The 26,380-nt window shown below is 63.2% G+C and carries 27 protein-coding genes and 1 tRNA gene; 22 read left to right on the top strand and 6 right to left on the bottom strand.

Annotation, left to right across the window (positions count from 1 at the left end; all coding sequences use genetic code 11):
* Positions 1 to 115, bottom strand: a 115-nt coding sequence (locus B2V17_RS06290; RefSeq protein WP_292996313.1) for a GcrA family cell cycle regulator, incomplete at its 3' end; no start/stop codon positions are given.
* Positions 116 to 191: 76 nt separating this feature from the next.
* Here B2V17_RS06290 and B2V17_RS06285 point away from each other — a divergent pair.
* Together B2V17_RS06285 and B2V17_RS06280 are read left to right on the top strand one after the other, a co-directional pair.
* Positions 192 to 1,082: an ABC transporter permease gene (locus B2V17_RS06285; RefSeq protein ID WP_292996306.1), complete on the top strand. Its 891-nt coding sequence runs from the start codon at positions 192 to 194 to the stop codon at positions 1,080 to 1,082.
* Positions 1,083 to 1,145: 63 nt separating this feature from the next.
* A complete protein-coding gene (locus tag B2V17_RS06280; protein WP_292996305.1) occupies positions 1,146 to 2,018 on the top strand; it encodes an SHOCT domain-containing protein in 873 nt (290 codons plus the stop codon).
* A 96-nt stretch (positions 2,019 to 2,114) separates the two neighbouring features.
* Here the strand turns inward: B2V17_RS06280 and B2V17_RS06275 are convergent, their stop codons facing one another.
* Positions 2,115 to 2,432, bottom strand: a complete 318-nt coding sequence (locus tag B2V17_RS06275; RefSeq protein ID WP_292996303.1) for a hypothetical protein — start codon at positions 2,430 to 2,432, stop codon at positions 2,115 to 2,117.
* A 97-nt stretch (positions 2,433 to 2,529) separates the two neighbouring features.
* Complete coding sequence (hspQ, locus tag B2V17_RS06270; protein ID WP_292996301.1) at positions 2,530 to 2,910, bottom strand: heat shock protein HspQ; 381 nt, start codon at positions 2,908 to 2,910, stop codon at positions 2,530 to 2,532.
* Between the two features lie 157 nt (positions 2,911 to 3,067).
* Between hspQ and B2V17_RS06265 the strand changes: the two genes are divergently transcribed.
* Together B2V17_RS06265 and B2V17_RS06260 are read left to right on the top strand one after the other, a co-directional pair.
* Positions 3,068 to 3,157, top strand: a tRNA-Ser gene (locus B2V17_RS06265).
* A 184-nt stretch (positions 3,158 to 3,341) separates the two neighbouring features.
* The gene (locus B2V17_RS06260; RefSeq protein ID WP_292996300.1) at positions 3,342 to 4,529 is read left to right on the top strand and encodes a tyrosine-type recombinase/integrase; all 1,188 of its coding nucleotides are present in this window, start codon (positions 3,342 to 3,344) and stop codon (positions 4,527 to 4,529) included.
* A gap of 27 nt (positions 4,530 to 4,556) precedes the next feature.
* Here B2V17_RS06260 and B2V17_RS06255 read toward each other — a convergent pair whose 3' ends face one another.
* Positions 4,557 to 4,730, bottom strand: a complete 174-nt coding sequence (locus B2V17_RS06255; RefSeq protein WP_292996311.1) for a DUF5818 domain-containing protein — start codon at positions 4,728 to 4,730, stop codon at positions 4,557 to 4,559.
* A 47-nt stretch (positions 4,731 to 4,777) separates the two neighbouring features.
* Positions 4,778 to 5,440, bottom strand: coding sequence for a lytic transglycosylase domain-containing protein (locus tag B2V17_RS06250; RefSeq protein WP_292996298.1), 663 nt, complete (start codon positions 5,438 to 5,440; stop codon positions 4,778 to 4,780).
* 126 nt (positions 5,441 to 5,566) lie between these two features.
* Here B2V17_RS06250 and B2V17_RS06245 point away from each other — a divergent pair, with 126 nt between their 5' ends.
* The 18 genes from B2V17_RS06245 (at position 5,567) to B2V17_RS06160 (ending at position 25,832) form a co-directional block, all read left to right on the top strand.
* Positions 5,567 to 6,463, top strand: a complete 897-nt coding sequence (locus tag B2V17_RS06245) for a DUF7146 domain-containing protein (RefSeq protein ID WP_292996297.1) — start codon at positions 5,567 to 5,569, stop codon at positions 6,461 to 6,463.
* A 76-nt stretch (positions 6,464 to 6,539) separates the two neighbouring features.
* Positions 6,540 to 10,772 (top strand): strawberry notch-like NTP hydrolase domain-containing protein, encoded by a 4,233-nt coding sequence (locus tag B2V17_RS06240; protein ID WP_292996295.1) that lies wholly within the window; start codon positions 6,540 to 6,542, stop codon positions 10,770 to 10,772.
* Between the two features lie 329 nt (positions 10,773 to 11,101).
* The gene (locus tag B2V17_RS06235) at positions 11,102 to 13,114 is read left to right on the top strand and encodes a ParB/RepB/Spo0J family partition protein (protein WP_292996293.1); all 2,013 of its coding nucleotides are present in this window, start codon (positions 11,102 to 11,104) and stop codon (positions 13,112 to 13,114) included.
* A 174-nt stretch (positions 13,115 to 13,288) separates the two neighbouring features.
* On the top strand, positions 13,289 to 13,564 hold the full coding sequence (locus tag B2V17_RS06230) for an HU family DNA-binding protein (protein WP_292996292.1): 276 nt from the start codon (positions 13,289 to 13,291) through the stop codon (positions 13,562 to 13,564).
* A gap of 166 nt (positions 13,565 to 13,730) precedes the next feature.
* Positions 13,731 to 14,165, top strand: coding sequence for an ArdC family protein (locus B2V17_RS06225; protein WP_292996290.1), 435 nt, complete (start codon positions 13,731 to 13,733; stop codon positions 14,163 to 14,165).
* Between the two features lie 6 nt (positions 14,166 to 14,171).
* On the top strand, positions 14,172 to 14,480 hold the full coding sequence (locus B2V17_RS06220; RefSeq protein ID WP_292996309.1) for a zincin-like metallopeptidase domain-containing protein: 309 nt from the start codon (positions 14,172 to 14,174) through the stop codon (positions 14,478 to 14,480).
* Between the two features lie 154 nt (positions 14,481 to 14,634).
* Positions 14,635 to 16,026 (top strand): tyrosine-type recombinase/integrase, encoded by a 1,392-nt coding sequence (locus B2V17_RS06215; RefSeq protein WP_223806916.1) that lies wholly within the window; start codon positions 14,635 to 14,637, stop codon positions 16,024 to 16,026.
* Positions 16,023 to 17,813: a hypothetical protein gene (locus B2V17_RS06210; protein WP_292996288.1), complete on the top strand. Its 1,791-nt coding sequence runs from the start codon at positions 16,023 to 16,025 to the stop codon at positions 17,811 to 17,813. The genes B2V17_RS06215 and B2V17_RS06210 overlap by 4 nt, the downstream gene beginning before the upstream one ends.
* A complete protein-coding gene (locus B2V17_RS06205; RefSeq protein ID WP_292996286.1) occupies positions 17,810 to 20,035 on the top strand; it encodes an integrase in 2,226 nt (741 codons plus the stop codon). The genes B2V17_RS06210 and B2V17_RS06205 overlap by 4 nt, the downstream gene beginning before the upstream one ends.
* A 44-nt stretch (positions 20,036 to 20,079) precedes the next feature.
* Positions 20,080 to 20,982 carry an ArdC family protein gene (locus B2V17_RS06200; RefSeq protein WP_292996308.1) on the top strand — a complete coding sequence of 301 codons (903 nt, stop codon included), beginning with the start codon at positions 20,080 to 20,082 and terminating at the stop codon, positions 20,980 to 20,982.
* A 35-nt stretch (positions 20,983 to 21,017) separates the two neighbouring features.
* Complete coding sequence (locus tag B2V17_RS06195; RefSeq protein ID WP_292996285.1) at positions 21,018 to 21,275, top strand: zincin-like metallopeptidase domain-containing protein; 258 nt, start codon at positions 21,018 to 21,020, stop codon at positions 21,273 to 21,275.
* Positions 21,276 to 21,285: 10 nt separating this feature from the next.
* The gene (locus B2V17_RS06190; protein ID WP_169495516.1) at positions 21,286 to 21,711 is read left to right on the top strand and encodes a hypothetical protein; all 426 of its coding nucleotides are present in this window, start codon (positions 21,286 to 21,288) and stop codon (positions 21,709 to 21,711) included.
* 59 nt (positions 21,712 to 21,770) lie between these two features.
* Entirely contained in the window at positions 21,771 to 22,148 is a 378-nt protein-coding gene (locus B2V17_RS06185; protein WP_169495515.1) for an antitoxin Xre/MbcA/ParS toxin-binding domain-containing protein, read from the top strand.
* Entirely contained in the window at positions 22,120 to 22,842 is a 723-nt protein-coding gene (locus B2V17_RS06180; RefSeq protein ID WP_169495514.1) for an RES family NAD+ phosphorylase, read from the top strand. Before B2V17_RS06185 ends, B2V17_RS06180 begins: the two co-directional genes overlap by 29 nt.
* A 303-nt stretch (positions 22,843 to 23,145) precedes the next feature.
* Positions 23,146 to 24,099, top strand: coding sequence for a DUF2493 domain-containing protein (locus tag B2V17_RS06175; protein WP_292996279.1), 954 nt, complete (start codon positions 23,146 to 23,148; stop codon positions 24,097 to 24,099).
* A 128-nt stretch (positions 24,100 to 24,227) separates the two neighbouring features.
* Positions 24,228 to 24,689 carry a DUF6878 family protein gene (locus B2V17_RS06170; protein WP_292996278.1) on the top strand — a complete coding sequence of 154 codons (462 nt, stop codon included), beginning with the start codon at positions 24,228 to 24,230 and terminating at the stop codon, positions 24,687 to 24,689.
* 12 nt (positions 24,690 to 24,701) lie between these two features.
* The gene (locus tag B2V17_RS06165) at positions 24,702 to 25,133 is read left to right on the top strand and encodes a DUF6915 family protein (RefSeq protein WP_292996276.1); all 432 of its coding nucleotides are present in this window, start codon (positions 24,702 to 24,704) and stop codon (positions 25,131 to 25,133) included.
* 300 nt (positions 25,134 to 25,433) lie between these two features.
* Positions 25,434 to 25,832: a single-stranded DNA-binding protein gene (locus B2V17_RS06160; protein WP_292996275.1), complete on the top strand. Its 399-nt coding sequence runs from the start codon at positions 25,434 to 25,436 to the stop codon at positions 25,830 to 25,832.
* 109 nt (positions 25,833 to 25,941) lie between these two features.
* On the opposite strand, the gene B2V17_RS06155 is transcribed toward B2V17_RS06160, so the two are convergent.
* A complete protein-coding gene (locus B2V17_RS06155) occupies positions 25,942 to 26,184 on the bottom strand; it encodes a DUF6437 family protein (protein WP_292996274.1) in 243 nt (80 codons plus the stop codon).
* Positions 26,185 to 26,380 lie beyond the last annotated feature (196 nt).

Below are 26,380 nucleotides of genomic sequence, written 5' to 3'. Positions count from 1 at the left end.
TGCCGATCACGGCATTGCGGCTGACCCCGCCGAGTTCGTCGGCGATCTGGCTGGCGGTGGCACCGCCTTCCCACATCTTGGTCAGCTTTTCGATCCGTTCGTCGGTCCAGCTCATGCTTCTTGTCACTTTCCTCGGCGGCACCGGGGCCGCGAACTTGCCAATGGCGCAGGCTGCGGATAGTCGCCACAGCATGTCCAATCAACCATTTCCCAGTTCCGAAAGCGCCAATCCGCCCGCAACCGCTGGCAGCGGGGGGCAATTGAGCTTCCGGGCCCAGGGAGTGCCCCATTTTTCCGGGATCAACCGGTTGGGGCTGTGGACCCTCTATATGAAGGAGGTCCGCCGGTTCTTCAAGGTCCAGACCCAGACGATCTGGGCTCCGGCGATGACCACACTGCTGTTTCTGGTGATTTTCAGCGTCGCGATGGGCCGCAGCGGGCGGATGGTGCTGGGGGTCAATTTCGCCACCTTCGTCGCACCCGGGCTGATCGTGATGGGGATGATGCAGAATGCCTTCGCCAATTCCAGCTTCAGCTTCCTGGCCGGCAAGATCCAGGGAACGATCGTCGATTACCTGATGCCGCCCCTGTCGCACGGCGAACTGATGATCGGTCTGGTCGGCGCGGCAGTGACCCGCGCGGTGCTGGTCGGACTGGCCGTGGCCGGAGCGATGCTGCTGTGGCCGGGCGTGCACCTGACTGTTGCGCATCCCTGGGCGGTTGTGTGGTTCGGGCTGATGGGCGCGATCATGCTGGCACTGATCGGGGTCATCACCTCGATGTGGGCTGAAAAGTTCGACCACAACGCGGCAGTGACCAATTTCGTGATCGCGCCGCTCTCGCTGCTGTCGGGCACATTCTACGTGATCGACAATCTGGCCCCGCTGTTCCAGACGATCAGCCGCCTTAATCCGTTCTTCTACGTGATCTCGGGCTTCCGCTTCGGCTTTCTCGGGCAGAGCGACATCGGTAGCACCAATCAGGCCGTCCTGCACGGTGCGATCGGGTTGGGGCTGCTCAACGTCGCGCTGTCGACCGTGCTGTACCTGCTGCTCAAGAGCGGCTGGAAGCTCAAGAGCTGAGGCGATTGTGCTGGCCGTTCAAGCGGCTATCCTTGCACCGATTCACTTGGATGGGACCTGCGGATGAGTGACTGGATCGAACAGCTGGAACGCCTGACCCGCCTGCACAAGGACGGAGCGCTGACCGACGAGGAGTTCGCGTTGCAAAAGGCCCGGCTGCTCGAAGGACAGGCTGCCGCGGTTGGCCGGGAAACTGCAGCCGCCGAGCCTGCCCCTGCGGCAATGGCTTCTGCGCCCGGCGAAGGATCCAATTACGAAGAGTCCGTCCGTCCGCGCTGGCCACTGTTTGCCGGGATTGGTGCGGTTGTTGTCGCCGTGGTCGCCGGAGCTGCCTGGTTTGGTTCAGGTATCGTGCCTGACAGTGGATTGACCCAGCCCGGACCGGCCGCCACTGCCACCGTCGCCGGGGCGGATGTGGCAACCGATGCCGCGACCGAAGCGCCGGTTCCGGTTGCGCTTGATGGCACACTTGCCTTCGCCTCGCCTTCGCTGTGTCAGGCCGGTGACACGCTGGAGCGGGTCTACAAAAAGCTCGAAGCCGGGATGGACCTGGGCAGCGGGCGCGGACTGACCGTGGCGCTGGATGCCTATGACACGCCGCTGCCGATCACTGCGAAAAACGGCAAGGACAAGGATGGTGCCGAAACCGCCAGCGCCGAATTGCGGTTTCCCGCGACGACCACCTGGCACGGGCTGAAGCTCAGCCGGATTACCTCCAGCCGCTATTACCCACCCGAAACCGACGGGTCGGATACCCGTACGGTGAATTTCCTCGAGCCGCCGGAGAAGGTCAAAAGGACTCTCGCCAGGCTAGGCTTCGGTGTACCCGTCACCCCGGACTATGCGCCGATCGACAGCGGTGAGGGCTGCGGCGGGGCGATGCAGATCGAGAAGCGCGACGGCGGATCGGCGCTGGTCTGCACCTGGGGTTGCTGAGCGTCAGTCGATCGGAACCGAATTATCGCTGTCGCAGCCCGGCCGCAGCCAGCGGGTGCCGCCAAATCCGCTGCCGACCGCGTTGATCCGGACCAGCTAGAAGTTCTTGGTCACTTTCAGCGTCAAAGCGCCGGCGCCATTCGCTCCGCTGTTCAGATCGGCCCATTGACCGGTGATGATGTTGCCCTTGCGGGTGCCCTTGAACACATTGGTCCAGCTTTCGCCGGCATCGGCGCTGCGCCCCAGCCACCAAACGGTGTCGCCAGCGGCGCGGATCCGGTAGGTGCCGCCGTCATTGGCCTTGTAGACCCCGCTCAGCGAGGCGAACGGCTTGCAGACCGCGGCCGACCCTGGGACTGCGAGCAGGCAGCCGCTCGCCAGGCCAAGCCCGAGGGCAAATGGGGTTAGTTTCATCGCGCAAGGCTCCCATCCCGTGAAGCCTGGATATTAACAGTCTTGGTGCCGCTCGAACTGAACAAACCCGACAAGCCGCAGTTCGCCAGCGCCTGGCCTAATGGGTCATCGAGCGGCGCAGGCGATAACGCCCGCCGTCGAATTCCTCGAACAGTTCGGTGACGTTGGGATGATCGACCGGCCCGCCATCGGCGTCGCCCAGCAGGTTCTGCTGGCTGACATAGGCGATGTAGCTCGAATCCCCATTCTCGGCGAGCAGGTGATAGAATGGCTGCTCGCGGTGCGGGCGCACTTCCTTGGGGATCGATTCGTACCATTCCTCGCTGTTGGCGAAGACCGGATCGACATCGAACACCACCCCGCGAAAGTCGAACACGCGGTGCCGCACGACATCGCCGATCCCAAAGCGGGCATGGGCAAAGCGCGGCGCATCGATGTCGCGGCCAGCTTGGGGGGAGAAGAACGAAGCGCGGTCCATGCTGGCAATATAGGGCCAAGTTGCGGCGAAACAACGGCAGTGCAGGCGCCGTCCCCTGAATAAGCCGTAAGAAGGGCTTGGCAAGCGCCCCGCCATCCGCTAACCGCGCGCTTCTTCGACCGAACCGGCCCACGGGCCAGCTCGCAGGCGATCTCGCGGAGAGGTGGCAGAGAGGTCGAATGCGCCGCACTCGAAATGCGGTTTACGGGTAACCGTAACGTGGGTTCGAATCCCACCCTCTCCGCCAGACTACCATTCCCAGACCATCGCATATATTCCCAAAAGCCGCAGAAAGTCTGCGTTTCGGCTATTGAGACACTCTCAGAAGTTCTCTATATGTTCCATACCATCTCCCATCGAGTGTGGGTCCGGGTGTGGGTCTGACTTTGGTGAGAGTGTGGGTCTGGCTGAACGCCGCAAGAGGTGTTGATATGGGAAAGCTAACTGCAGTTCAGGTAAGAAATCTACGCGAGCCGGGCCGATACTCCGATGGCGAAGGTCTGATCCTCAAGTTTTTTGGTTCTGGTCGCGGAAGCTGGATTGTGCGTGTTCAAGCAGATGGAAAGAGGCGCGATATTGGCCTTGGTACGCTGGCAGAAGTGGGCCTCGCCGAGGCTCGTGAAGCTGCCCGGGGTATCAGGCGTGACATGAAAAATGGGGTCAACATTGTCGTCGAACGCAAGAAGGAGCGTGAAGAGGTCCCAACCTTCAAGGCCGCAGCCGAGCTCGTTCACGAGGAGCACAAGGCCGGCTGGAAGAATGGCAAGCACCAGCAACAGTGGATGAACACGCTCGAGACTTACGCTTTTCCGAAAATTGGAAAGGTGCTTGTTTCGGATATTGAAGGCCCTGCGATTAGAGATGTGCTTGCGCCGATTTGGTTGACGAAGCCTGAGACGGCGCGGCGAGTCCGCCAACGAATTGGCGCTGTGCTCGATTGGGCCTATTCGAAGGGGTATCGCGCTTCGGAAGCGCCCATTCGGTCTCTCGCTAAGGGTTTGCCCCGTCAACCGAAGAAGCGGGGGCATTTTGAGGCCATGCCATACGAAGAGGTGCCCGACTTCATCGCGGAACTTCGGAGCCGCGTTTCCATTGGGCGCCTCGCGCTCGAGTTCCTCATCCTGACGGCCACCCGGTCTGGTGAAGCAAGGGGCTGCACCTGGTCCGAGTTCGATTTGAAGAAGGGGCTTTGGACCATTCCGGCTGAGCGCATGAAGGCAGGAAAGGCGCACGTTGTGCCATTGACCACCAGCGCGCTTGATGCGTTGGCACGTGTAAGGCTCTTTCGCTCACCAGCGAGCGATTTCGTATTCCAGGGTCAAAACCCCAAGAAGACCATCTCGGACATGACTTTGCTCAAGATCATGCGAGATCGAGATTCGGGTGTGACGATTCATGGATTCAGATCGTCATTTCGAGATTGGGCCGCGGAGAACTCGGACATGCCGGGTGAAGTGGCGGAGGCTGCGTTGGCTCACACGGTGTCAAACAAGGTGGAAGCTGCTTATCGCAGAACCAACTATCTCGAGAAACGCAAGGTGTTGATTTCCGATTGGACCGACTTCTGCATGGGCAAGATTCCAGCCGAACAACGACAGATGCTCATTGCCGCCAACTAGTCCCACGAGATCAGCGGGATAGTTGATCTAGCCAAGCGTTTCGCCAATCCATTCGATATTCAATCGATCAAGCCCAGCCAACGTGCCTTCCGCGGTTACACGCCTACCAAGAAGGTCAGGATCTATGTCATCACGGTCGAGCACCCATAGATCACCAGCATCCGTCAAAATATTGAGCCCTCGGCCACCATGCCCCAGCACGCCGCTGATGCGCCTGCGCCGACTTAGACCGGAACCCTGAAGCGAACTCACATTGCCCCCCAGAAAGCCAAAACACTTTTTACATAGCCTGGCGTTTCACCGTTAAGCGGAATACCACCTGCGCGCTCCACGGCGCGCGGTCCGGCATTGTAGGCCGCAACTGCAAGATGCACCATCCCGAACTTGTCCAACATCTGGCGCAGATAACGCGCGGCTGCCCACAGGTTGGCGCGCGGGTCGAAACGATTCGAAACCCCAAGATCACGGGCTGTCTTGGGCATCAGTTGCCCAAGTCCCGCCGCTCCGGCGTTACTGACCGCAAGGGGATTATAGCGGGATTCGGTCCAGATCAGCGCATCGAGCAATCCGGCCGGAAGCCGGTACTGCGCTTCGGCAGCGTAGACATGCGGGAGATAAACGGCCCGCCGGTAACTTAGGGCAAGGCGGGAACCCCTCTTTCGAGGTGTGGCGGCCGCGATTGCAGGACCCTGCGTCGTTGGGAGATCGGTCAGGAGCGGCGAAACAGGCGTCGGCACTTGCCAAACACCATGCGTTACCAGCTGAAATCCGCCCGGGCCCTCGTCAATTCTTGCTCCACCCGAGACTGTTTCGACCGGAACGACTTGTTCGTCCGGCTGCTCAGCGAAAGCTGGACATGAATTGCCAAGGCCAGCGGCAAGGGCAAGGGCGAACGTCGTTTTTCTGGTCATGTGCAATTCCTGCTCTGGTCGAATCGAGTGAGAACATATATAGAACAGATGTTGTAGGAAAACACATTGTCAGCGGCGCAGAGCGGAGGCTGCGCGGGTGGAGGCATATCACGATGGAGATGCCCCATGCCGAAGGTTCAAGGTCGCGATGCGCTCGAAATTCGCGCCCGCAAGATTGTCGAAGCGCTGGGCGGCACCTGGTCGCGCTCGCGAGGTATGTGCTGCTGTCCGGCTCATGCCGATCGCACGCCGTCGCTCAGCATCACGCTCGGCAAACGCGCGGTCCTGGTGCATTGCTTCGCCGGTTGCAACAACGAAGCGGTCATGCAGGGCATGGCCAAACGCGGTGTCAGGCTTTCCGACTTGTTTGGCGCGAAGGGCGAGCCGGTATCACCCAAGCTACGCGATGAAATCGCCGACCGCAATGCGCTGAGACTTTGGAGCGAGGCTTCGATCCTCGCGGGCAGTCCAGCCGAGCGCTATTTGCTTGGTCGCGGCATCACGGTGGCATCACCCGACCTGCGCTTCCATCCGCTCATGCCGCTCGGACCAAAGGGCGCAGTGCGGTTCCTGCCGGCCTTGGTGTCAGCCGTGCGCAATGACGCCGGTGTACTGGCGCTCCACCGGACCTTTCTCGATTCCGAAAACGACCGACTGGCAGCATTCGAACAGCCGAAACGCGCGCTCGGTAGCCTGGGGGCGGGCGCTGTGCGCCTGGCCTGGCCGCGTGGTGGCCGTCTGGGTGTCGCGGAAGGGGTAGAAACTGCGCTCTCTGCGATGCAATTGTTCGGCATCTCCTGCTGGGCCACACTTGGCAACGAGCGGTTCGGCCTCGTCACCATTCCGGAATCGGTCCGCGAACTGCACCTGTTCGTCGACAATGATGCTGGCGGTCGGCTCGCTGAAGAGCGTGCCCGTGAAGCCTATGCCTGTGAAGGGCGGCGGATTGTCACCCGTCCGCCGGAACGATCCGGTGACGATTGGAACGACGTGTTGCTCAGCCGCCAACGTGCGGCGGTTTGAGCATCGCAGAGAGGAGAGAGGGCTTGGGGCCGTGTGAGGCCCCTTGACCAAATTGGGCCTCGTCAGGAGGTTCCCCATGTCAGTCACGTCACCCGCATTCACCTTTACCGATCCTGCCGAACCGCAGGTCTTGTCTGCTGCGCGCCTTCTTGCCGCAAAGCTCAGTTCGAACGATCCGATCTCGCGCTCCGATCTCAACGCCGTCTTGTGCGAGCACTTCGGGGGGAGTGACGCTGAAGGGCGCTGGTCGGTGCGCGAAGCCCATGCGGCACTCGAACTGGCTCAGGTTCTGTACGTGCAAGGCGTAGCGGATCTGACCACTGCGATGTCTTCCGAGTGCGCCGATCAGGCGTTCACCCGGTTGGAGACCCTGGTGCCTGGCCAAACCAGCCGCAGCGACGAGCAGATCGAATGGCAGCAATTCGCAACCCCGCCGCGGATTGCCTGGCTCGCCGCGCGGACTTGCGGCCTCGTTCCAGGCGAACTTGTGCTCGAACCGTCGGCGGGGACGGGCATGCTCGCGGTCTGGGCCGCCAAGGCTGGCACCCGGCTGGCGTTGAACGAGATTTCGCCGCTGCGCCGCGAATGCCTCGGATCCTTGTTCCCGGCGGCACCGGTTACGGGCTTCGATAGCGAGCTGATTGACGAATTGCTCGGGAGCCAGGTCGCGCCAAGTGTGGTGCTGATGAACCCGCCCTATTCGCACGGGATCGAGCGTGGCCACGATGGGCGCACCGGCGCGCGGCATTTGCGTTCGGCCTGGAAGCGGTTGCTCCCGGGCGGACGGCTTGTTGCAGTGATGCCTGAATGGTTCGATCTGCCGCGTTTCCTGAATGGAATTGCCGGCCCGGTCACGCTGCGCCTCAATGCGGCCATCGAACGCGGGTTCATCAAGCACGGCACCTCGATCACCACGCGGCTCCTGGTTCTGGACAAGGTCGATCACGGAGACATGCCCGTTATCGCCAAGCCGGTGAGCTTTGCCGAGCTCTGCTCACTGGTCGATGGTCTGCCCAGTCGAATGCAAGTGACCGATGAACCGGTGATCGCCGCGAAGGCGCTTGTCCCGCTGCGCCTGGTCGCTCCAGGCCGAAAGCCAAGCCCGCTCCAGGTCCGTTCCGTTGCCGCACCGCCCGCGATCAAGCCACTTGCCTACCAGCCGCTCGAGGCTCCAGCACCGATCGCGCAGCAGGTCGGGCACTACTTGCCCTACCGGCCCAGCCGGATCGCGATCGAAGGTGCGCTCGACCATCCGACCCCGCTGGTGGAGTCCATCGCCATGGGCTCAATCACGGCGCCGGTGCCAGTGGCTGTTCCGCAGCTTCCCTCGAACCTCATCGCCACGGGCATGCTTTCGGCGGCTCAGGCCGAGACGCTGATCTATGCAGCGAGCGCTCATTCGCGCGACCTCGCCGGACGCTTCGAACCCGAGGACAAGGGCTGTGCTTTGAAGGCCAGCGCCGACGGGCGCGCCTACCGCATGGGCTATTTCCTCGGCGACGGGACGGGCGCAGGCAAGGGCCGACAGGTTGCTGCGGTCATCCTCGATCGCTGGGTGCGCGGCGAGCGCCGCCATATCTGGATTTCGAAGAACGAGGCGCTGCTGGAAGATGCCCGCCGTGACTGGACCGCGCTGGGCGGTCTCCCGATCGACGTGCAGCCGCTTGGGCAATGGAAACTGGGCATACCCGTCACAATGCGCGAGGGCATCTTGTTCGTCACTTACCCAACCCTGCGCTCAGGCCGAAGCGACGCGACCCGGCTTGAGCAGATTCTCGACTGGGCGGGCGATGACTTCGACGGTGTGATCGTCTTTGACGAGGCGCACGCCATGGCCAACGCTGCGGGCGGCGAAGGCTCGCGCGGCAAGGTCAAGGGTTCGGAGCAGGGGATTGCAGGTGTTCGCCTGCAGAATCTCCTGCCGCGCGCCCGCGTCCTTTACGCCTCGGCCACCGGAGCCTCGGACGTCAATAATCTCGCCTATGCGACCCGACTTGGCCTGTGGGGACCTGAAACCGCCTTTGCCAACCGTGAGGCGTTCGTCGCTGAGATCCGGGACGGCGGGATTGCCGCGATGGAACTGGTCGCGCGCGATCTCAAATCACTTGGCCTTTACACTGCGCGGGCACTGTCGTTCGCCGGGGTCGAATACGAGATCCTCGAGCATTGCCTGACTGCCGACCAGATCGGGGTCTACGATGCCTATGCCGGAGCCTGGGCGATTATTCATGCAAACCTGCGCGAGGCGCTCGAAGCCACCCGAATCGTCGATCAGGACAGCGGACAGACGCTGAACTCGGGCGCCAAGGCGGCGGCGCTGTCGATCTTCGAAGGCACCAAGCAGAGGTTCTTCGCTCAGCTCCTGCTTTCGATGAAACTGCCGAGCCTGCTTCTGGCAGTGGCGGCGGCGCTAGCCGAGGGCAATTGCGTGGTGGTGCAACTCGTCTCGACCGCCGAAGCGATGCTCAATCGCCGTCTGGCCGATCTCTCGGATGCCGAACGGGAAATGCTCGAGATCGACCTTAGCCCACGCGAATACGTGATCGACTACCTCACCAAGAGCTTTCCCGTGCGGCTGATGGCGGTGTTCACCGACGAGAACGGCAATCCGCGCTCCGAGCCGATGACCGACGAAACGGGGGCACCCGTGCTGTGCCGTTCGGCGCTTGCCGCCCGCGACCGTATGATCGAACAGCTCTGCGCGCTCCCGCCGATCGCGACAGCACTCGACGCGATCATCGAGCGGTTCGGGGTCGATACTGTCGCCGAGGTCACCGGACGCACCCGCCGCCTGATTGTCGGGCGCGATGGTCGCCAGATGCTCCAGTCGCGCAGCCCCCGCGCCAATGTCGCCGAGACCCAGGCGTTCATGGATGGGGCCAAGCAGATCCTGGTCTTCTCCGACGCCGGCGGCACCGGCCGCAGCTATCACGCCGATCTCACAGCCAGGAACCAGGCGCGCCGGGTTCACTTCCTGCTCGAACCGGGCTGGCGTGCCGATGCCGCGATCCAGGGTCTTGGCCGGACTAACCGCACCAATCAGGCCTCAGCGCCGCTGTTCCGCCCGGTGACCACCGATGTGCGCGGCGAACGCCGGTTCATCTCGACGATCGCGCGGCGGCTCGACAGCCTTGGCGCCTTGACCCGCGGACAGCGCCAGACCGGCGGTCAGAACCTGTTCGATCCGGCGGACAACCTCGAGAGCAGCTATGCCAAGGAAGCGCTCCATCGTTGGTTCGGCCTGCTGTTCATCGGCAAACTCGCGGCAGTGTCGCTTGTGCAGTTCGAGGAACTGACTGGTCTCAGTATCGAAGGCCCCGACGGATCGATGGTCGATGATCTCCCGACGATCCAGCGCTGGCTCAATCGCATCCTCGCGCTGCCGATTGCGCTCCAGAACGGCATATTCGATGAGTTCCTGGGACTGGTCGAAGCGCGGATCGACGCAGCGCGACAGGCGGGCACGCTCGATCTGGGCGTCGAGACCATCGCGGTCGAGCACTTCGAGGTGCTGTCCGACACCCTGCTGCGCACTGATGCGCTCTCCGGGGCGACCACGCACCTGCTGGAGATCGAGATCGCGCGTGCGCTCAAACCACTGACATTGCCGCGACTGGACGAGCTTTATGGCTTGTCCGGCGAAAGGCAGCGGCACCTGCGCAACAGCCGGTCTGGCCGGATCGGGCTGCTGGTGCCGGCTCGAAGCCTGCTTGCCGATGACGGCACGCGGGTATCCCGTTTCGAACTGGTCCGGCCATTAAAGCGCAGCCATCTCACCGCCGAGCAGCTCGATGAAAGCAGCTGGGAGCCGGTCGATCTGGCCGAGTTCCGCGGCCTATGGCAAGCCGAGGCCGAGGAGGCCGCTGCGAGCCACAAGCGCGAACGGATGCATCTTGCGACCGGTTTGCTGCTGCCGGTCTGGGACAAACTTCCCTCTGACTATGTTCGCGTCAGCCGGATCTCGGCGCGCGATGGCACCTCGCTGCTTGGCCGCGAGGTTCCGCTGCACTGTGTACCCGAGCTCTGCCAGGCACTGGGTCTTGAGAATGATCAGGCATTCTCCGCCGAGCAGGTCGTCGAAGCCGTGCTTGCGGCAGGACGACCAATCCAGGTCAAATCCCGTGAGGCTCTCTTGCTCAAGCGCAGTTTGGTCAATGGGGCGCAGCGGCTTGAACTCGCCGGTTGGTCGGCGCCGCGGCTTGAATGGTACAAGGCGCAAGGCTGTTTCACCGAGATCATCCGTTATCAGACCCGGCTGTTTGTGCCGACGACAACTGCTGCCGTCGTTCTGGCGCGGATCGGCGAGTAACTGCGGGTCTGCTTAAAGCTCGGCAAGTGCCTCGCTCGCTGCAAACTCACCGCACCAGTCCTGGCCAAAGGTTATGGCCCATCCTTCGTAGCTTGGCGGGAATCTGCGACATTGGCCGAGGTCGTGCCCGTCTTGATCGGGAACCTGCACCCAGTATCGGCAGCGCGTGCATTGCGGGTTTGTCGTCGTCATCGCTGTCCTTTGGTCTTCCGCCTGCGTCCGCCGGTTTGCCGGTAGCAAGGACAGGAGAGGGGAGGAAGCTTTGACCTGATGAGCCTCTTGGGCGCCGGTGGTCGGCGTGCCGGGCTCGCCAGTCAGGAGTAAGTACCATGATCAAGACGATCCCGCTGAACAAACTCGTAGCTTCGCCGCGCAATGTCCGCCGGCATTCCGATCCGTTGGCCGATGCCGAACTCAAGGCCAGCATTGCAGCCCGCGGCCTGCTGCAGAACCTCATCGTGCGCCCCGGAGCCAAAGGCAAGTTCGAGGTGGAGGCCGGCGAACGCCGCCGCAAGGCGATGCTGGCGCTGGCGGATGACAAGGTTCTGTCCAAGGATCACGAGGTGATTTGCCTGGTTCTCGAAGACACCGCCGAAGGCGCCATCGAGACCAGCCTTGCCGAAAACTTCCACCGCCTGGCGATGAACCCGGCCGACGAAGCCCAGGCTTTCGCAGCGCTGATTGAAGCCGGTGCGAGCCTTGAACAGGTGGCGTGCCGCTTCGGATTGACCGTTCGGTTCGTCGAAGGGCGGCTGCGCCTTGCCACGCTTGCGCCGGTCGTCTTCGATGCACTGGCATCGGGCGAGATCACCCTCGACCTCGCCAAGGCTTATGGCGCGACCTCGGACCAGCAGATCCAGGCCCGGGTCTTCGAGCAGGTCTCAACCGGCTACTACGCGCCCAATCCGGACTCGATCCGCCGCATGGTGCTTTCGGGCACGCTGCGGGGAAGCGACCCGCGAGCGCGGCTGGTCGGACGCAATGCCTATCTCGCAGCGGGCGGGCGGATCGAGCGCGAACTGTTCGATGACGAGGACAGTGAGGCCTGGGCCGATGTCGCGCTGCTTGAAACGCTCGCTGCGGCAAAGATGGATGAACAGGCCGTGGCCCTTGCGGCTGAACAAGGTCTGGCCTGGGTCAAGCCGACGCTCGATCCCTACGCCAGCCATGATCTCATCGAAGGACTGGTTCGGCTCCCCGCTGAACCCGCACCGCTGAGCGAAGCCGAACTTGCCCGGCTCGATGTGCTCGATACATCCTATGACGAGCACGCTGCGGTGCTGGAAGATGAGGACAGCGCTGAAGACGCCGTTGCGGCGGCCGAGGCAGCGATCGAAGCGATCGAGCGCGAGTGCCAGGATATCCGCGCCCGGCCTCCGGAGCTCGCGCCCGAACTCAAGGCCGAGGCTGGGATGATCCTTGTCCTTTCGCGTGACGGAACCCCGGTTCTCCAGCCGGTGTTCTATGGGCAGAGGCAGTCGGAGGTCCCAAGCGAAGGCGGCGGAATCGAGATCGTTTCCGAAGCGAATGCCGCAGGCAAGCGCCGGGCGGCTCTGTCAAAGCGCCTGATCGATGAACTCGCGATGCAGCGCCGCGATGTCCTCGCGCTCCACGTGGCCTCCGATCCGGGGCTTGCGCTCGACCTCATGGTCTTCACGCTCGCCGATGCCGATACGCTCGACTACCGGGCCCGCGCCGCAACGACGCTGCGGGGTGGAATTCCGGCGGGGCCGATCATCGGGTTTGAGGCCAAGGATGCCGCAGCGAGCGCGTCACTTGCCGAGTTCAAGTCAGCTCTCGACGAAAGCTGGCGCGGCGGTGAGACCGTGTCGGCGCGGTTCGATCGCTTCCGCGCGCTCAGCGACGACGCCCGTGTCGCCTGGCTCGGTTTTGTCATCGGCCGGACGCTCGAAGCCAGTCTCAATATGCTGGGTGAGCGCAATATCGCGCTTCACGATCATCTCGGCTGCCTGATCGGGATCGACATGGCTGCTTGGTGGCGCCCGACTGCGGCGAACTACTTCGACCGGGTGCCCAAGGCAGTGATCCTTGATGCCTTGTCCGACGTTGGCGGCCCGGATCTTGCGAGCCGGTTCGCCTCGGTCAAGAAGGGCGATCTCGCCATGAGCGCCGAGCGCGTCTTTGCCGGAACCTACATTACCGAGGTCGAAGTGCGCGAGCGTTCGCTGGCGTGGGTGCCTGAGGTCATGCGTTTCGCCGGCACGCTGGAGGACGAGCTCCAACACTTGGAAGCGCAGGTCGGTGAACCGACCGACAATCCTGCCCCCGGCACCCAGGGCGCCAACGACGACAATCCGACCCCCCGCGAGCTGGCTGCCTGACCTCCTCCTGACAGGCAGGCAACTCGTGACCCTGTGAAGCGGTCCCTTGGCTTTGCCCAAGGGGCCGCTTCCTTTGTTTTGGCCGGATAATGTGGAAAAACCGCCGCATGCCTTGGTTTGTCGCGCGCAATGGTCCTACCGCCCGCGCTCCATCCAACGAAGGAACGACTTCACATGAACAATGCTGACCTCGCTGAAAAGATCGCCGATGCCAATGGCCTGACCAAGGCCGACGCTCGCAAGATCGTTGATGGCGTTTTTGCGGCGATCGCCGACGCAGCTGCAAGCGGTGACGAGATCGCCATCAATGGCTTTGGCAAGTTCAAGGTCAAGGCAAGCGCAGAACGCGAAGGACGCAATCCTTCGACCGGTGCGACCATCAAGATCGCTGCGTCGAAGAAGCTGACCTTTGCTCCCGCCAAGGCGGTCAAGGATCGCCTCAACAGTTGATCGCCTTGGGCCTGCGGCACCGGCTTTCCGGCGCCGCAGGCCAGGCCGAGCGATCGAGCGATCTCGATAGCCACTTGGGAAGAGTGGAGAGGGCTTGGGCCTGAACGGACCTGACCGGCGAATGTGTTGCCAAAATTGGTCAGGCGTCCGGATCAGGAGCTCTCTCATGGCTTATCGCAAGCAATCGCCCGGCGGTCTTTCGCCCGCCGCCCGCATCACCCAGGAAATCATTGCCCGGCTCGAAGCCGGGACCAAGCCGTGGATCCAGCCATGGCGCGGGGTGCCGGTATCGCGGCCTTTGCGGGCCTGCGGCATTCCCTATCGCGGCATGAACGTGTTCTGGTTGTGGATGGTCGCCGACATGTGCGGCTACGCTTCGCCCTACTGGATGACCTATAACCAGGCGAAGAGCCTCGGGGCTCAAGTGAGGAAGGGCGAGAAATCGACCATCGCGATCTTTTGCAAGAGCTACACCAAAGAGGTGGAAGCTCAAGAGACCGGCGAAAAGTCCGATGAGGCCCGCCGGGTCCTGAAGGCCTATCCGGTGTTCAACGCGGATCAGGTCGAAGGCCTGCCCGAACGGTTCCATCCTGCGGCCTAGCTCGAACTGGTCGAACCGGAAGGACGCGAAGCCGAGCTCGATGCGTTCTTCGGCAAAGTTCCGGTGAACCTCCGGTACCAGGGCAGCGAGGCCTATTATGAGCCGCTCGCGGACCGCGTGACCATGCCGCCTGCACACCTGTTCTCCGGCTTTGACCACCATTATGCGACACTTGCGCATGAATTGTCACACTGGACCGGGCACTCCAGCCGCCTCGCACGCGATCTCAGGAACCGGTTCGGCACGGCTGCCTATGCTGCCGAAGAACTGATTGCCTTATCTGGACAGTCTGCACCGTGCCTGACGCTTCATTGAAGGGTATCGTCCGGGCGCGACGCAGGGGGGCATCAGGCCGGATGAAGCGCTCCCAATAAGCTGGCGTAGTCCGGCCTGATGACCACCGTCCCGCAGGCGCGCAATGGGTGCGTTCTGGATTCGGGAGGGGGTCCGGGGGAGGGACTGGCAAGCTGTGGATATTTCAGAAGAACCGATCTCCATCCAGGAACGCCGCGAAGCAGATGGACTGGACGCCCACATTCCGATCATCCTGCGCGATGGTACGATCTATGATCCTGATCTCGATCGCTACTTCCTCGATCTGCCGCTCAACGGCGCGCGCTCGCGCCACTCGCTGCGGGCACACGGCTACGATGTCCTGGTTTGGTTGCGGTTTCTGGGTTCGGCTCGCCGCAAGACCGTCTGGCAAGCCGATACCGATGATGTCGGTGCGTATCATCGGGCACGCCGGCGTAGTGACGCCGAGTTCCGGATATCAGCCTCGTCGTGGAACCGGGCGGTTGCATCGCTGGACAAGCTCTATCGATGGGCCGAGCGCGAGGGCCTGGTCGAGCGTACGCCATTCACCCATCGGCAGATCTGGCGAAGATCGCACGGCGGTCGGCGCGCTGCCATCGCCGGGCATAACGAAGCTTATGAGCGGGCTGCGCGCCGGTCCGATGTGCGCTTCGTCGATCTTCCCGCCTACCATGTATTCCGAGACGTCGGCCTGCGCGGCCTGACCGTCGAGGGAGCTGAGCGCCCGGGAGCGCGCGACCGCAATGGTGCACGCAACGCGCTGTTCGCTGACCTGCTGGTCACCACCGGTTTGCGTCTCGAGGAAGCATCCTTCCTTCTCGCAGCGGAGATTCCCGGCAGCGATGTTCGTGTAGAGCGCCAACGCCGGGTAGAACTGCCGGCGGCCCTGACCAAGGGCGACCGGGGCCGGACCATGCTGCTACCGCGTCGCCTGCTGCCCGCATTCGATGCATACATTGCGGTCGAGCGCGCATCGGCGGTGGCCAAGTTCGCCTCACGTCGAGGTTGGGAGGCCATCGACCGCCCGATCTTCATACACCGCCCACCCACCGCACCGACCGCTTTGCACCTCGTGGGTGGCGGCATGATGGATATGGAAGTCGTCACACCGGATGAACGGGCCAGGCTCGTGATTTGTGCCGACGATGGCACGCCAGGTGAGGCGGCAGTCCTCTGGCTCACCGAGGTCGGGCAACCGGTGCTGCCCAACTCGTGGGAAGCGATCTTTGCCCGGGCGAGCCGTCGATGCACGGATGCCGGTATTTCCGTTCGCGTCAGCCCCCATCAGCTTAGGCATTCGTTCGCCGTGCACATGCTGGCGATGCTGATCCAGCGGCGCCTCGGCGAAGTTGCTGCACCGGCAGGCGCCATGGACGGCTATCGCCAGTTGCTCGGTGATCCGCTGCAGCAGGTGCAACGCCTGCTCGGCCATTCCAGCCTTGCCACCACGTCGATCTATCTCGATCACATTGCCACTCGTGCCGATACCGTCGATGCGGCGGTGGAAGAGTTGCTTGCGCGTGTGCCGGGCTATCTCCGGCCATGACCGCCGCTCCTCGTAAAGGTCGCAAGGTCGGGTTCGAGGGCCAGACCACAGAGCCCGAGCCCGACCCATGGCTGCAGATCAGCACGCTGCGCTTCACGATCGCCCCGCCGTATGGGGGCGAGGTTCTTGTCGATTTCACCAGACTGCACCCACGGGGGCTGGCACTCGCCTTTGCCCGAGGCCTGTTCATGCTGGTCGCTCCACGCGGGCCCGTAGCGGTTCGCTCCTCCATCAAGACCTACATGACCCAGCTGCCGAGCTTCTTTGCCTATCTTGCCGGAACTGGTGATCGGATCTCCGGGCCGGCCGACCTGCGAGCCAGCCACATCGATGGATACGAAGCGTGGCTCGAAGTTCAGGGCAAGTCGCGGGGCCACGCGCCGACCTTCGTCGCCAAGGTCGTTTCCGTGCTTCGCCGGATCGCTTCCGATCAGCCTGATGTCATCGAGGCGGGCTTGCGTGAGCGGCTTCGCTACGTCAGCTCGCAACCTTACGCCCCGCCACGCCCACGCGACGCCTACAGCCCGTTCGTTGCCCGCCAGCTCCGCGACGCGGCCCGCATCGATCTGGCCGCGATCGAGGCCAGATTGCGGGCTGGCCCATGCTTTGGCGAGATTCGGGAGATCGAGGCAACTGCCCGCAAGGCGCACGCCGCGATAGAGGCGCGTGGGGTCCTCAGGCATCGCGACCCTGAGTGGATGGCACTCTATGCCAGGCGTTGGAAGCGCGGCCTCTGGAACGCGGATTTCAGCATGACGCTGCACAGCGCTCATTACCTGACGTCCGTCGATATCGTGCCGCTGCTGGTCCTACTTTCGCTGGAGACCGGGCTTGAGCTCGAGTGCTGCAAAACGCTGACCGTCGATTGTTTGCGCAACGCCTCGGGGGGTACGGTGGAGATCGCTTACACCAAGCTTCGCGCACATGGCGCCGAACACAAGACCATCAGGGTGCGAGACGGTGCCTCGTCGACGCCGGGAGGGCTGATCCGGCGCATCATCGCACTCTCGGCAAGCGCGCGGGCCCATAATGCCAGCGATTGCCTGTGGGTCTATTACCAGACCGGTGAGATCGTCCACGGCATTCGCCATCCGCGCTCGACCATCGATGCATGGACCACGCGCCACGCCATTGCCGATGACGCGGGCAGACCGCTGTATCTGCGCCTGTCCCGGCTCCGTAAAACGCACAAGGCGCTCTGGTATCTCAAGACCGAAGGGCACATGACACGGTTCGCCGTCGGCCACACGATCGAGATCGCAGCGCGGCACTATGCCGATGTTCCCTCGCTCAGACCCCTGCATGAGCAGACCGTCGCCGACGCCCTCGAGGAGGCAGTTGCCGGTCCCCGAGTCATTCCTCCCTCCGAGGAAGATCATCTGCGCAGTCGAGCCGCAAGCGCGGGCCAGATTGCCGATGCGCCATCGGTTGCCGTGCTCGACGGAGAACAGGACGTATGGCTGGCGAGCTGCGGCGGCTTCTACGCAAGCCCTTTTGCCGCAGCTGTCGGCTCTCCATGTCCCACGCCGTTCTGGGGCTGCCTCGATTGCAAAAACGCGGTGATCACTGCACGCAAGTTGCCAGCGATCCTCGCGTTTCTCACCTTTATCGATGAGCAGCGCGCAGGCATGAACACGAACGAGTGGGCGGCCAAGTTTGGTCACGCCCGTGAACGCATCGTCCGCCAGATCCTGCCTGCCTTCGGCGATGACGCTGTGGCTCAGGCTCGCGCGCGGCTCGCCGCCCAGCATCCCATTGTCTATCTGCCGCCCGAGGCCCGGGCATGACTGCCGTATCCTTGCCGGCCCATGACGACGGGGCGCGCGAGACGCTTCCCGTACTCATGTCGGTTCCGTTGCGGCCTGGCTGCAACCGCGCCGATCTCTCGCGATACGGCGATCAGACCTGGGACCTGTCGCCGGGCGTCTTTCGCGATAACGCCAGGCGCTGCCATGTCACCGTGCATTTTAGCAGCATCGAAGACCCAGCCATTGCCGATGCCCTGCGCCAGTTTCTCCATGCGCGGCTCAATGTCGATCTGCCGGGCCATCGCCCCCGGCTTCAGCCAGCAGCCGTGCGGGGTGAGGCCAACCGGGCCCTGCTTTTCTTCAACTTCGTGAAGGCCGACCTTGGGCGCTTCGATCTTGCGCGGGTCGATCAGTCTCTGCTTGACCGCTTTGCCCGTTCGAAGCGCCGTGAGGGGCTACGTCCGGTTGCGGTCGCAGTATTGCTGCGCGTCATCTTCGACCTTCACGAGTTGCGCCGCCACCTTCCAACGGCCCGTCTTCGTATCGATCCGTGGCCCGGGCGCAGCCCGTTCTCGGTCGCCGGTGCCCGGTACATCCCCGGTGAAAACCGGACGCCACGCATTCCTGAAGCGATCATGACGCCGCTGCTCTCCTGGTCGTTGCGCTACGTGACCTGCCACGCAGGCGATATCCTTGCCGCACGGGCGGAACTCGATCGCCTTGAAGCAACGCGCAACCGTCTGATTGCCGCTGAGGAAGGTCTGGATCCCGCTGTTCGTCGGTTACGGCAACGCCAACGCCTCCTCGACTATGTTGCATCCTTGCGGCAGCATGGGCGCGGCATTCCGATCTGGACCACGGCACATAACGGCACAACGCGAACAGATCCGCAAACCGGCGCCGTCACGCCGCCGATCAACTACCACCTGATCCACCTCCATGCCGGTATCAACGCGCAGGCCGAACCTGCCATGCACCTTGGCCTGGCCACCGGTGCACCAGACCTCATCGCCGCTGCCATCGCAGAACTCGGCACCGAGATTGGCGGCATAGATACGCCCAATTCTGCCGATCCCGATACGGGCCTGCCTTGGCGCACCCGCTTCGATGCCAAGGTTTTGCCCCTCGAGGAAGTCATGCTGCAGTCCGCAGCCTATATCGTATGTGCCTTTCTCTCAGGCATGCGGGACAGCGAGATCCAAGCCATGAGGCGGGGATGCCTGTCTATTACCAGAACCGAAGACGGTACGATCTTGCGGTATCGTATCAAGTCCACTGCTTACAAGGGCAAGCGCGGCGGCGGCGAGGAGACCGAGTGGGTTACCATCGCGCCGGTCGCTGAAGCCATCGATGTCCTCGAACGCCTTTCGGCGCGTGCAGGGCAAGCGCGCGGAACAACGACCTTGTGGCCAGTCCTCACGCTCCGGGCCAATACCAAGACGCACGTCTCTGCAGAGATAGTCCGGCAACTCAACCGGTTCCGCGATCACCTCAATGACCAATTCGGATCCGCGCAGGCACCCGTCATTCCTGCCGGACCCGACGGCCGACCATGGCGTCTGACAACGCGTCAGTTTCGCCGCACAATCGCCTGGCACATCGCCAACCGGCCCTTCGGAACAATTGCCGGCATGATCCAGTACAAGCACGCTAGTGTTGCGGCCTTCGAAGGCTATGCTGGCAGCAGCCGGTCCGGATTTCGGGGAGAGATCGAAGCCCAGCGTGCGCTCGGCCAGATCGACGATATCCTTGTCTACTTCGACGAGCGGCAAAGTGGCGCACGCCTTGGCGGACCTGCCGCGAACAGGGTCGGCGCTACGCTTGATACTGCCGCCCACGAGTTGGGACCGCTACCTGCCATGATCGCCGACCGGCCACGTCTGCGCACCATGCTGGGCAGTCTCGCGCGGACATTACATGTCGGTCCGCTGGCCGATTGCTTCTTTGATCCGGCAACTGCCCTGTGCCTGAACCGGATTTCGGAACCAGGCGCGAGCGGGCCAATGATTTCCATGTGCGAACCGGTCCGCTGCCCCAATGCCTGCATCGCTGAACGGCATCGCCCGGCATGGCAGCGCGGTGCTGATGAGGCACGGTTGTTGTTGCGCGAGAAGCGGCTTCCAGAGCCGCAGCGGGTGACGCTTCAGGCCGAGGTGGCCAGAATCCAGCGTGTTCTTGAACAGATCGCACCGGGTACCGCCACACCGCATAACGGTATGGCGGGAGAGGAAGAGGAGGCGGGTTTGCGGGTGACGGATTGAAGGAGCGGAAGACAGTTTCCCTCCGCCCGCCGTGGAGACCTGCCATGTCCCGATCCCGCCCTGCGACGCCGCGAGCCGACGTTTATTCGCGCATTACCACCGAGATTGTATCTGCCATCGAAGCCGGTGCCGGCGATTGGCGCATGCCCTGGCACCATGATGGCGCTGCCACCACCAGGCCGCAGAACGTCACCTCCCGCCGCCGCTATCGCGGCGTCAACGTGCTCGCGCTCTGGATCGCAGCCGAAGCGGCTGCCTATTCCAGCGGTCTTTGGGGGACCTATCGCCAGTGGGCATCGCTTGGCGCACAAGTCCGCAAGGGAGAGCGCGGAACAACGGTTGTGTTCTGGAAGCAGGCCGCATCGCGCGCCGATGATGATCATGACGATGGCGAAGCCGGACCCGGCCGCATGTTCGCAAAGGCCTTCACCGTGTTCAACCTCGCCCAGGTCGAGGGCTATGAACCCCCACTTGTCGCAGTTTTACCCGAGGGCGAGCGGTTCGGGCACGCCGAAGCTTTCGTCGCGGCCCTCAAGATCCCGATCACCGAGGGGGCCTACGATGCGCACTACCGGATCGACCTCGATCACATCTTCATGCCGACCTTTGCCTCGTTTCGGGATGCATCAGCACAGATGGGCACGCTTTTGCATGAGGCGGCCCACGCCACAGGGGCAAAGCACCGGCTCGACCGCAACTTTGCTGAACGTTTCAAGCGCGACAGCTTGGCGATCGAGGAAATTTGCGCTGAACTGACCGCATCGTTCGTACTCGCCGACCTCGGGATCGCCCACCATCCGCGCGCCGACCATGCAGCATACGTGGCATCGTGGTTGCGCGCACTCAAAGACGACCCTCGCGCCATCTTCACCGCCGCCAGCAAGGCGCAGGCGGCTGCCGACTGGATGCACGCCCAGCAGCCTCAGCCTGAGGAGATCGCCGCATGATCCGCGCCCCGAAAATTTGCGTTGGAAGTCAAATCATGGCTGGACTGTCAGGATATATCGCCGAGCTTTCAAGCGCCATGCTGGGTGCTGAACTCGGCCTGCCCGTGGCGCATCTCGATCACCACGCGAGCTATATCGGCCACTGGCTCAAGCTCCTGCGCGATGATGACCGCGCAATCCTGACGGCGGCTGCCAAGGCTGAGGAAGCGTCCGGCCTGCTGCTGAGGCTGGGGGGAAGGGCAGTGCCTGAAGAAGCTGCATCCGCCGCCGGCGATACCGCACTCGCAGCTTGAGGAGGACACGATGGGCAGATCGGTTAGCTATCCCAGCGGTGCTCTGGTGGCGTTCACGGTCCTGAAGACCGAGAATGACGACGACTGGGAATTCGAATATGAATGGCTGCGCGATGACCTCAGCGAGCGGGCCGCCGCTGCCTTTTCTTCGCTTGCGCCCCATGCAGGCTGGCGCGGCCGCGAGGACCGGATACTACTGCGCAACGCGTTCGCGGACTTCGGTGTCTCGGTCTATGGCGGGTTGGTTGCGGTCTGGATCGCAGAGCGCGATGACGGCGCCTATTGGGATGCCGAGTGGCGCACCGCGCGATCACCGCGAGCGCAGCACTGGCTGGCCCAGATTGCGCCAAGGTTTGACGCGCTGTTTGGCGATTATGACTGCCTTGGGCACATGTCGAACGGGGAGGAGGTCTATCGAAAGCGCGCTGCTGCGTGATTCAGCATCTGTTCAAATGAATGATTTATGTTTATACGCATCATTTGAAAGGACTGGCCATGGCAACCCTTGCGACCAAACCTCAGCGCTCTGATGGACAGGTGCTATCCTCGGCTATTGCGAAGATTGCCGATTTCTGGGGTTTTTCCAACCCCAAGCTCGGCCAGGTGCTCGGTCTTTCCCCGGCAACGGTCTCGCGACTCAAGGGCGGCAAAACCTTGCTCGATCCGGCTTCGAAGTCGTTCGAGGCCGGGCAGTTCCTGCTGCGGCTGTTCCGCGGGCTCGACGCGCTGATGGGCAGTGACGATCTCGCTTCGCGGCGCTGGCTGGAAACGCCCAATCTCGATCTGGATGCGCGTCCGCTTGACCTCATCGACAGCTTCAAGGGCCTTATCACTGTGTGCGATTATGTGGACGCCCACCGCGCTCGCGTCTGAGCTGCGCTCCTATAGCGGCAAGGTCTGGCGGGTGGTCGAGGCCCAGCACCGGATATCGACCAACCGGCTGGCGGACAGTCTTGAGGATCAGGCCCGGCTCGAAGCGCTCGCCGAAGCCGCGAAGCCCGATCTGCCCCGGTCCGCTCACGGCCGCCATTACCTGCTCGCCTCTCCGTTTCGCTACGGCCATGGCACGGCCAGCCGGTTTCGCCGGGCCGATGAACGGCCAGGCATTTTCTACGCCAGCGAAGCTGAGGCCACTGCGATCGCCGAGACGGCCTATTGGCGCTTACGCTTCTATCTGCGCTCGCCCGGTTTCGTGCCGCCTTCCGCGACGACCGAGCACACCAGCTTCACCGCCGAGGTCGCGACGGCCCACGCGATCGATCTGACCCGCGATCCGTTTGCGGCGGATGCCGCGCTGTGGACCGACCCGATCGACTATTCAGCCTGTCAGGAGCTTGGTCATGCGGCCCGCGAGGCGGGGGCCATGCTGATCCGCACCCGTTCGGTCCGCGATTCCACAGGCGGCCACAATGTCGTCGTTCTCGCGCCCGAAGCCTTTACTGCGGTCCAGCCGGCGATCCGCCGAACCTGGCACCTGCGCTTCGAAGGCGGCCGCCTCACTGCGCTGGCCGCGTTCCCGTCGGAGCACCGCTTTGTCTTCACCGGAGCCGATTTTGGTCTCACCTGACGCACGGGACCAGCAAGCCGAACAGATGCGGCGATATTACCGGATGCTCTGACTGGGCAGCAGTTCGCCCGCTGGTGGCTGCGTCATGAGCGAGAGAGGCCCTGGGCCAGCTGGTGGACCCGCGCAACCCGGCTTGGGCAGGCCCGTGTTGGCCGGTCCCGGTGGGACCTGGCCTGCCCGCGCCAGCCTGCCCAAGCGGGTTCCCCTGCGGTGCGCGGGTCCACCCATGACTGGCCCTGACGGGCTCTCGCTGGCGCAGCCATCAAGCGGCGGACCAGCCTCACGTCAGTCAGGAGGACACCCATGCACACCACATTTGCCGATCAGCTTGCTGGTCTCGATCTAGCCGGTTTTTCGATTGGTCCAGCTCCGGTTTCGAGCAGCGATTTTCCGGTTCGTGAAGCCGTGGTCCAGACGCTTGACGCGGTCTGGTCCGATCTGTTTGCGCTCGTTTCCGGCACTGCACTCGAAGCCGACGCCGAGGATCTGGGTTGGGCTTTCGTCAATCTCTTTCACCGCTCCGCAGCGCGCAAATCGACTGCGCTCGACCGCGCCACCGATGAAGTCCGCGCGCTCGTTGCCAGCGCCGATGGCTCCGAGATCCATACCCATGAGCTCGAAACCCAGGTCGAGCGGGCGCAATGCGCCGAAGGCGCGATGCTGGCGCTCGAAGAGATGCGCGAGGTCGCAGCCAGTCTTTACCTCAACGAGTTCGGCTCGTCCTGGAAGCCGGTCTCGAGTTCGCGCTTCAACCACGGCGCGATGCTCACTTCCGCGCTGGTTGAAGGGCGTGATTTCTTGCGGGCCCGGAGCGAGGCTAAGCGCCGCGCGGCGATGCCCGAAGGCACGCCAGTTGTATTCGCCGGTGGGCGCACCCGTCACGCAAACGAAGCCGACGCGCTGACCTTCGCCAACAACGTCTGGAAGGCGCTCGACAAGGTTCGTGACCGCGTCCCTGATATGGTCCTGGTCCACGGCGGCGACACCAAAGGCGTCGACCGCCTGGCATCATCGTGGGCTGAACGCCGTAACATCGCGCAGGTGACCTTCTCGCTCGACATGCGGCTTGGCGCCCGTGCGGGCTTCAAGCGCAATGAACGGATGCTTTCGCTCGATCCGCGTTACGTCGTAGCATTCCCCGGCAACGGTGTGCTCGAACGCCTCGTCATCGAGGCCAAATCTCGCCGGATCACGGTCGTTGATCGCCGCGGTCCGCTTGGAACCAGCCCAAAGGCACCGTCGCTGTCTACCGACTGACGGCCAAAAGGCCTTCGCGCCAGCGCCCCTGCGGCGCTGGCGTTGTCGGGCCAGAGGAGAGGCCCGCGTCTGTGCCAATGGTGACAGGTGGATTGGCCACCTGATCTCCAGCACAGGAGGATTTTCCAATGGTCGATATGACTCAGGTAATGGCGGATTATCATGAGCGGCAGGCCGAACGCGCCCTGCAAGCCCAGACCGAGACCGAGCATCTGAAGCAAGCCGTGATTGGCCCGCTTTGCGCAGCCGGCATCACCAGGGTCGAGGTGCGCTTCGATGGCTGCGGTGATAGCGGCGCGGTTGAGGAATGCGAATGCTTCGACACCGATATGAACACCGTTCCTTGCCCCGAGGTGGCTATCGCTCCGTTCGAATACCAGGTCGCGCGCGAACCGACCGGCGAGGCGCCCATGCAGCTTGCCGCGGCACTCGATTCCCTCACCTATCTCGCGCTCGAACGGTTCCATCCGGGCTGGGAAATAAACGATGGATCGTGCGGTCTGCTGGTGATCGAGGTGCCCGAAGCCAGCTTCGTGCTCGAGTGCAGCCTGCGCTACACCGGCTACGACGAACACTTCACGGGTCTCTAGAGGAGGGGCATCATGGCACACTGCTATTTTCACGCGCTCTCCTCGGTTCGCAAATGGGGCGGCAGACCTGAGGACTATCTCCCGCTTCACCAGTGGTTCGATCAGTCCAAAGCCATTCTTGCAGACCCCCGGCACCGCGCCTTGCGCCATCACGCCGAGGGCATTTTCATGCTCGAATCCATCTTCGGCGCGACGATCGTCAACGCGGACGGCCGGATCGTTCCGGTGCGTCTGATCGGCGAGCAGCACGTGCGCGAGGATCTGGGCTCGATTCCCTCGTTTGCTGATTGGGCGCGCCTCATCGCCCTGCAGACCTGGATGCTGCGCGGGCAGCGACTGGACGAAAAGTTCGACGGAAAGGAGGCAGACGCAGCACCGGGTGGTGTCGTTTCGCCTACCGGTTTGCACGGCGGGGAAAACCGGTCGGTGCGGATCGCGAACTGACTCTGAACCGCCAGGGCGGAGCAGGGAGACTGGCGAAACGGCCAGGGCACTTGGGATCGAGGTCAGAACCTCCAGTCCAAACATCCAGGACAACCCGTCTCCTTCGCGAACCGTCCCTTGAATCAGCCCCCGGACGAGACGCAACCCGGATCAGGTCCGGCCGTGTTGCCGGGCTTCGCCCGGCTGCCCGCACCACCCGAACCAGTTCCGGGTTCCCCTGCGGTGCGTATCGCCGCCGGCCGCTTCTTCACTTTGGTTCGCAGCCGGGATGGTCCCGGATGCTTGTTCAGGAGAAGTATCATGACCAATCTCGTAGTCCTCGTCGGCCGTATCGCCCGCGATCCCGAAACCCGCACGACCCAGGGCGGCACCGACATTACCTCGATCTCGGTGGTCACCGACCGGCCCGCCCGCAAGGAGGGCAAGACCTACAAGGACGAAAACGGCTACACCGCCAAGGACAGCGAATTCCACCGCATCACTTGCTTCAACGGTCTCGGCCAGAACGTCGCCAAGTACTGCACCAAGGGCCAGCTGGTGACCGTCGAAGGGCGCATCCATTACACCCAGTGGGAAGACCAGAGCGGCACCAAGCGCTACGGCTGCGAGATCATCGCTGACAAGGTCGACTTCCTCACCAAGGGCCGCCAGGGCGACAACGATCGCGGCAACGAAGACGCACCTGACATCGAAGACTGAAGCGCCAAGCTTCTCTCGCAAAAGGCCCCGGCGGCTCCTGCCACCGGGGCCTTTTTTGTGTCCAGGAACCATGGCGGGCGCGCGGGGCATCGAACCCCGCGGGCCCGCTTCAGGAAGCCTTGGACGGGGAGGCGAGGCGTTTGAGGCTCTCGTCGATCCCCAGAGCCATCGACTGGCGCATCAACTGCTTGATCTGCGCCGGCTCGAGCGTTTCTGCACCGCAATCGAGCAGCACCTTGCCGAGTTCGGCTGCTGCGCTTTCACGCAGCTTCGTCTCCTCGGCAGCGAGTGCCTCACGCTGGCGTTGCACCTTCAACAGCGCATCGCGTGCGCTAATTTTGGACCGGGCCATCAATATTCCTTTCGCTGGCCGTTGGTCCCCTCCTGGCAAGCGTTGTCGCAGGTCGATGGGTTGTAGGAAATCGTTTTGTGGAGAGGTGGGCGCGATCCGGAGAGGGGGAGGGCTCTCTCGCGAGATGGCCTAGGCTCAGGACTCATTGCGGCAGCCGGAAGATGACGGGGGCGGCGATGCAGATGGCTGAGAAGAA

The organism is Novosphingobium sp. UBA6272, assembly GCF_002440635.1.
Classification (GTDB): Bacteria; Pseudomonadota; Alphaproteobacteria; order Sphingomonadales; family Sphingomonadaceae; genus Novosphingobium.
Note: the sequence above shows the minus strand (reverse complement) of the source record. Positions and strands in the feature narration are given on the sequence as shown.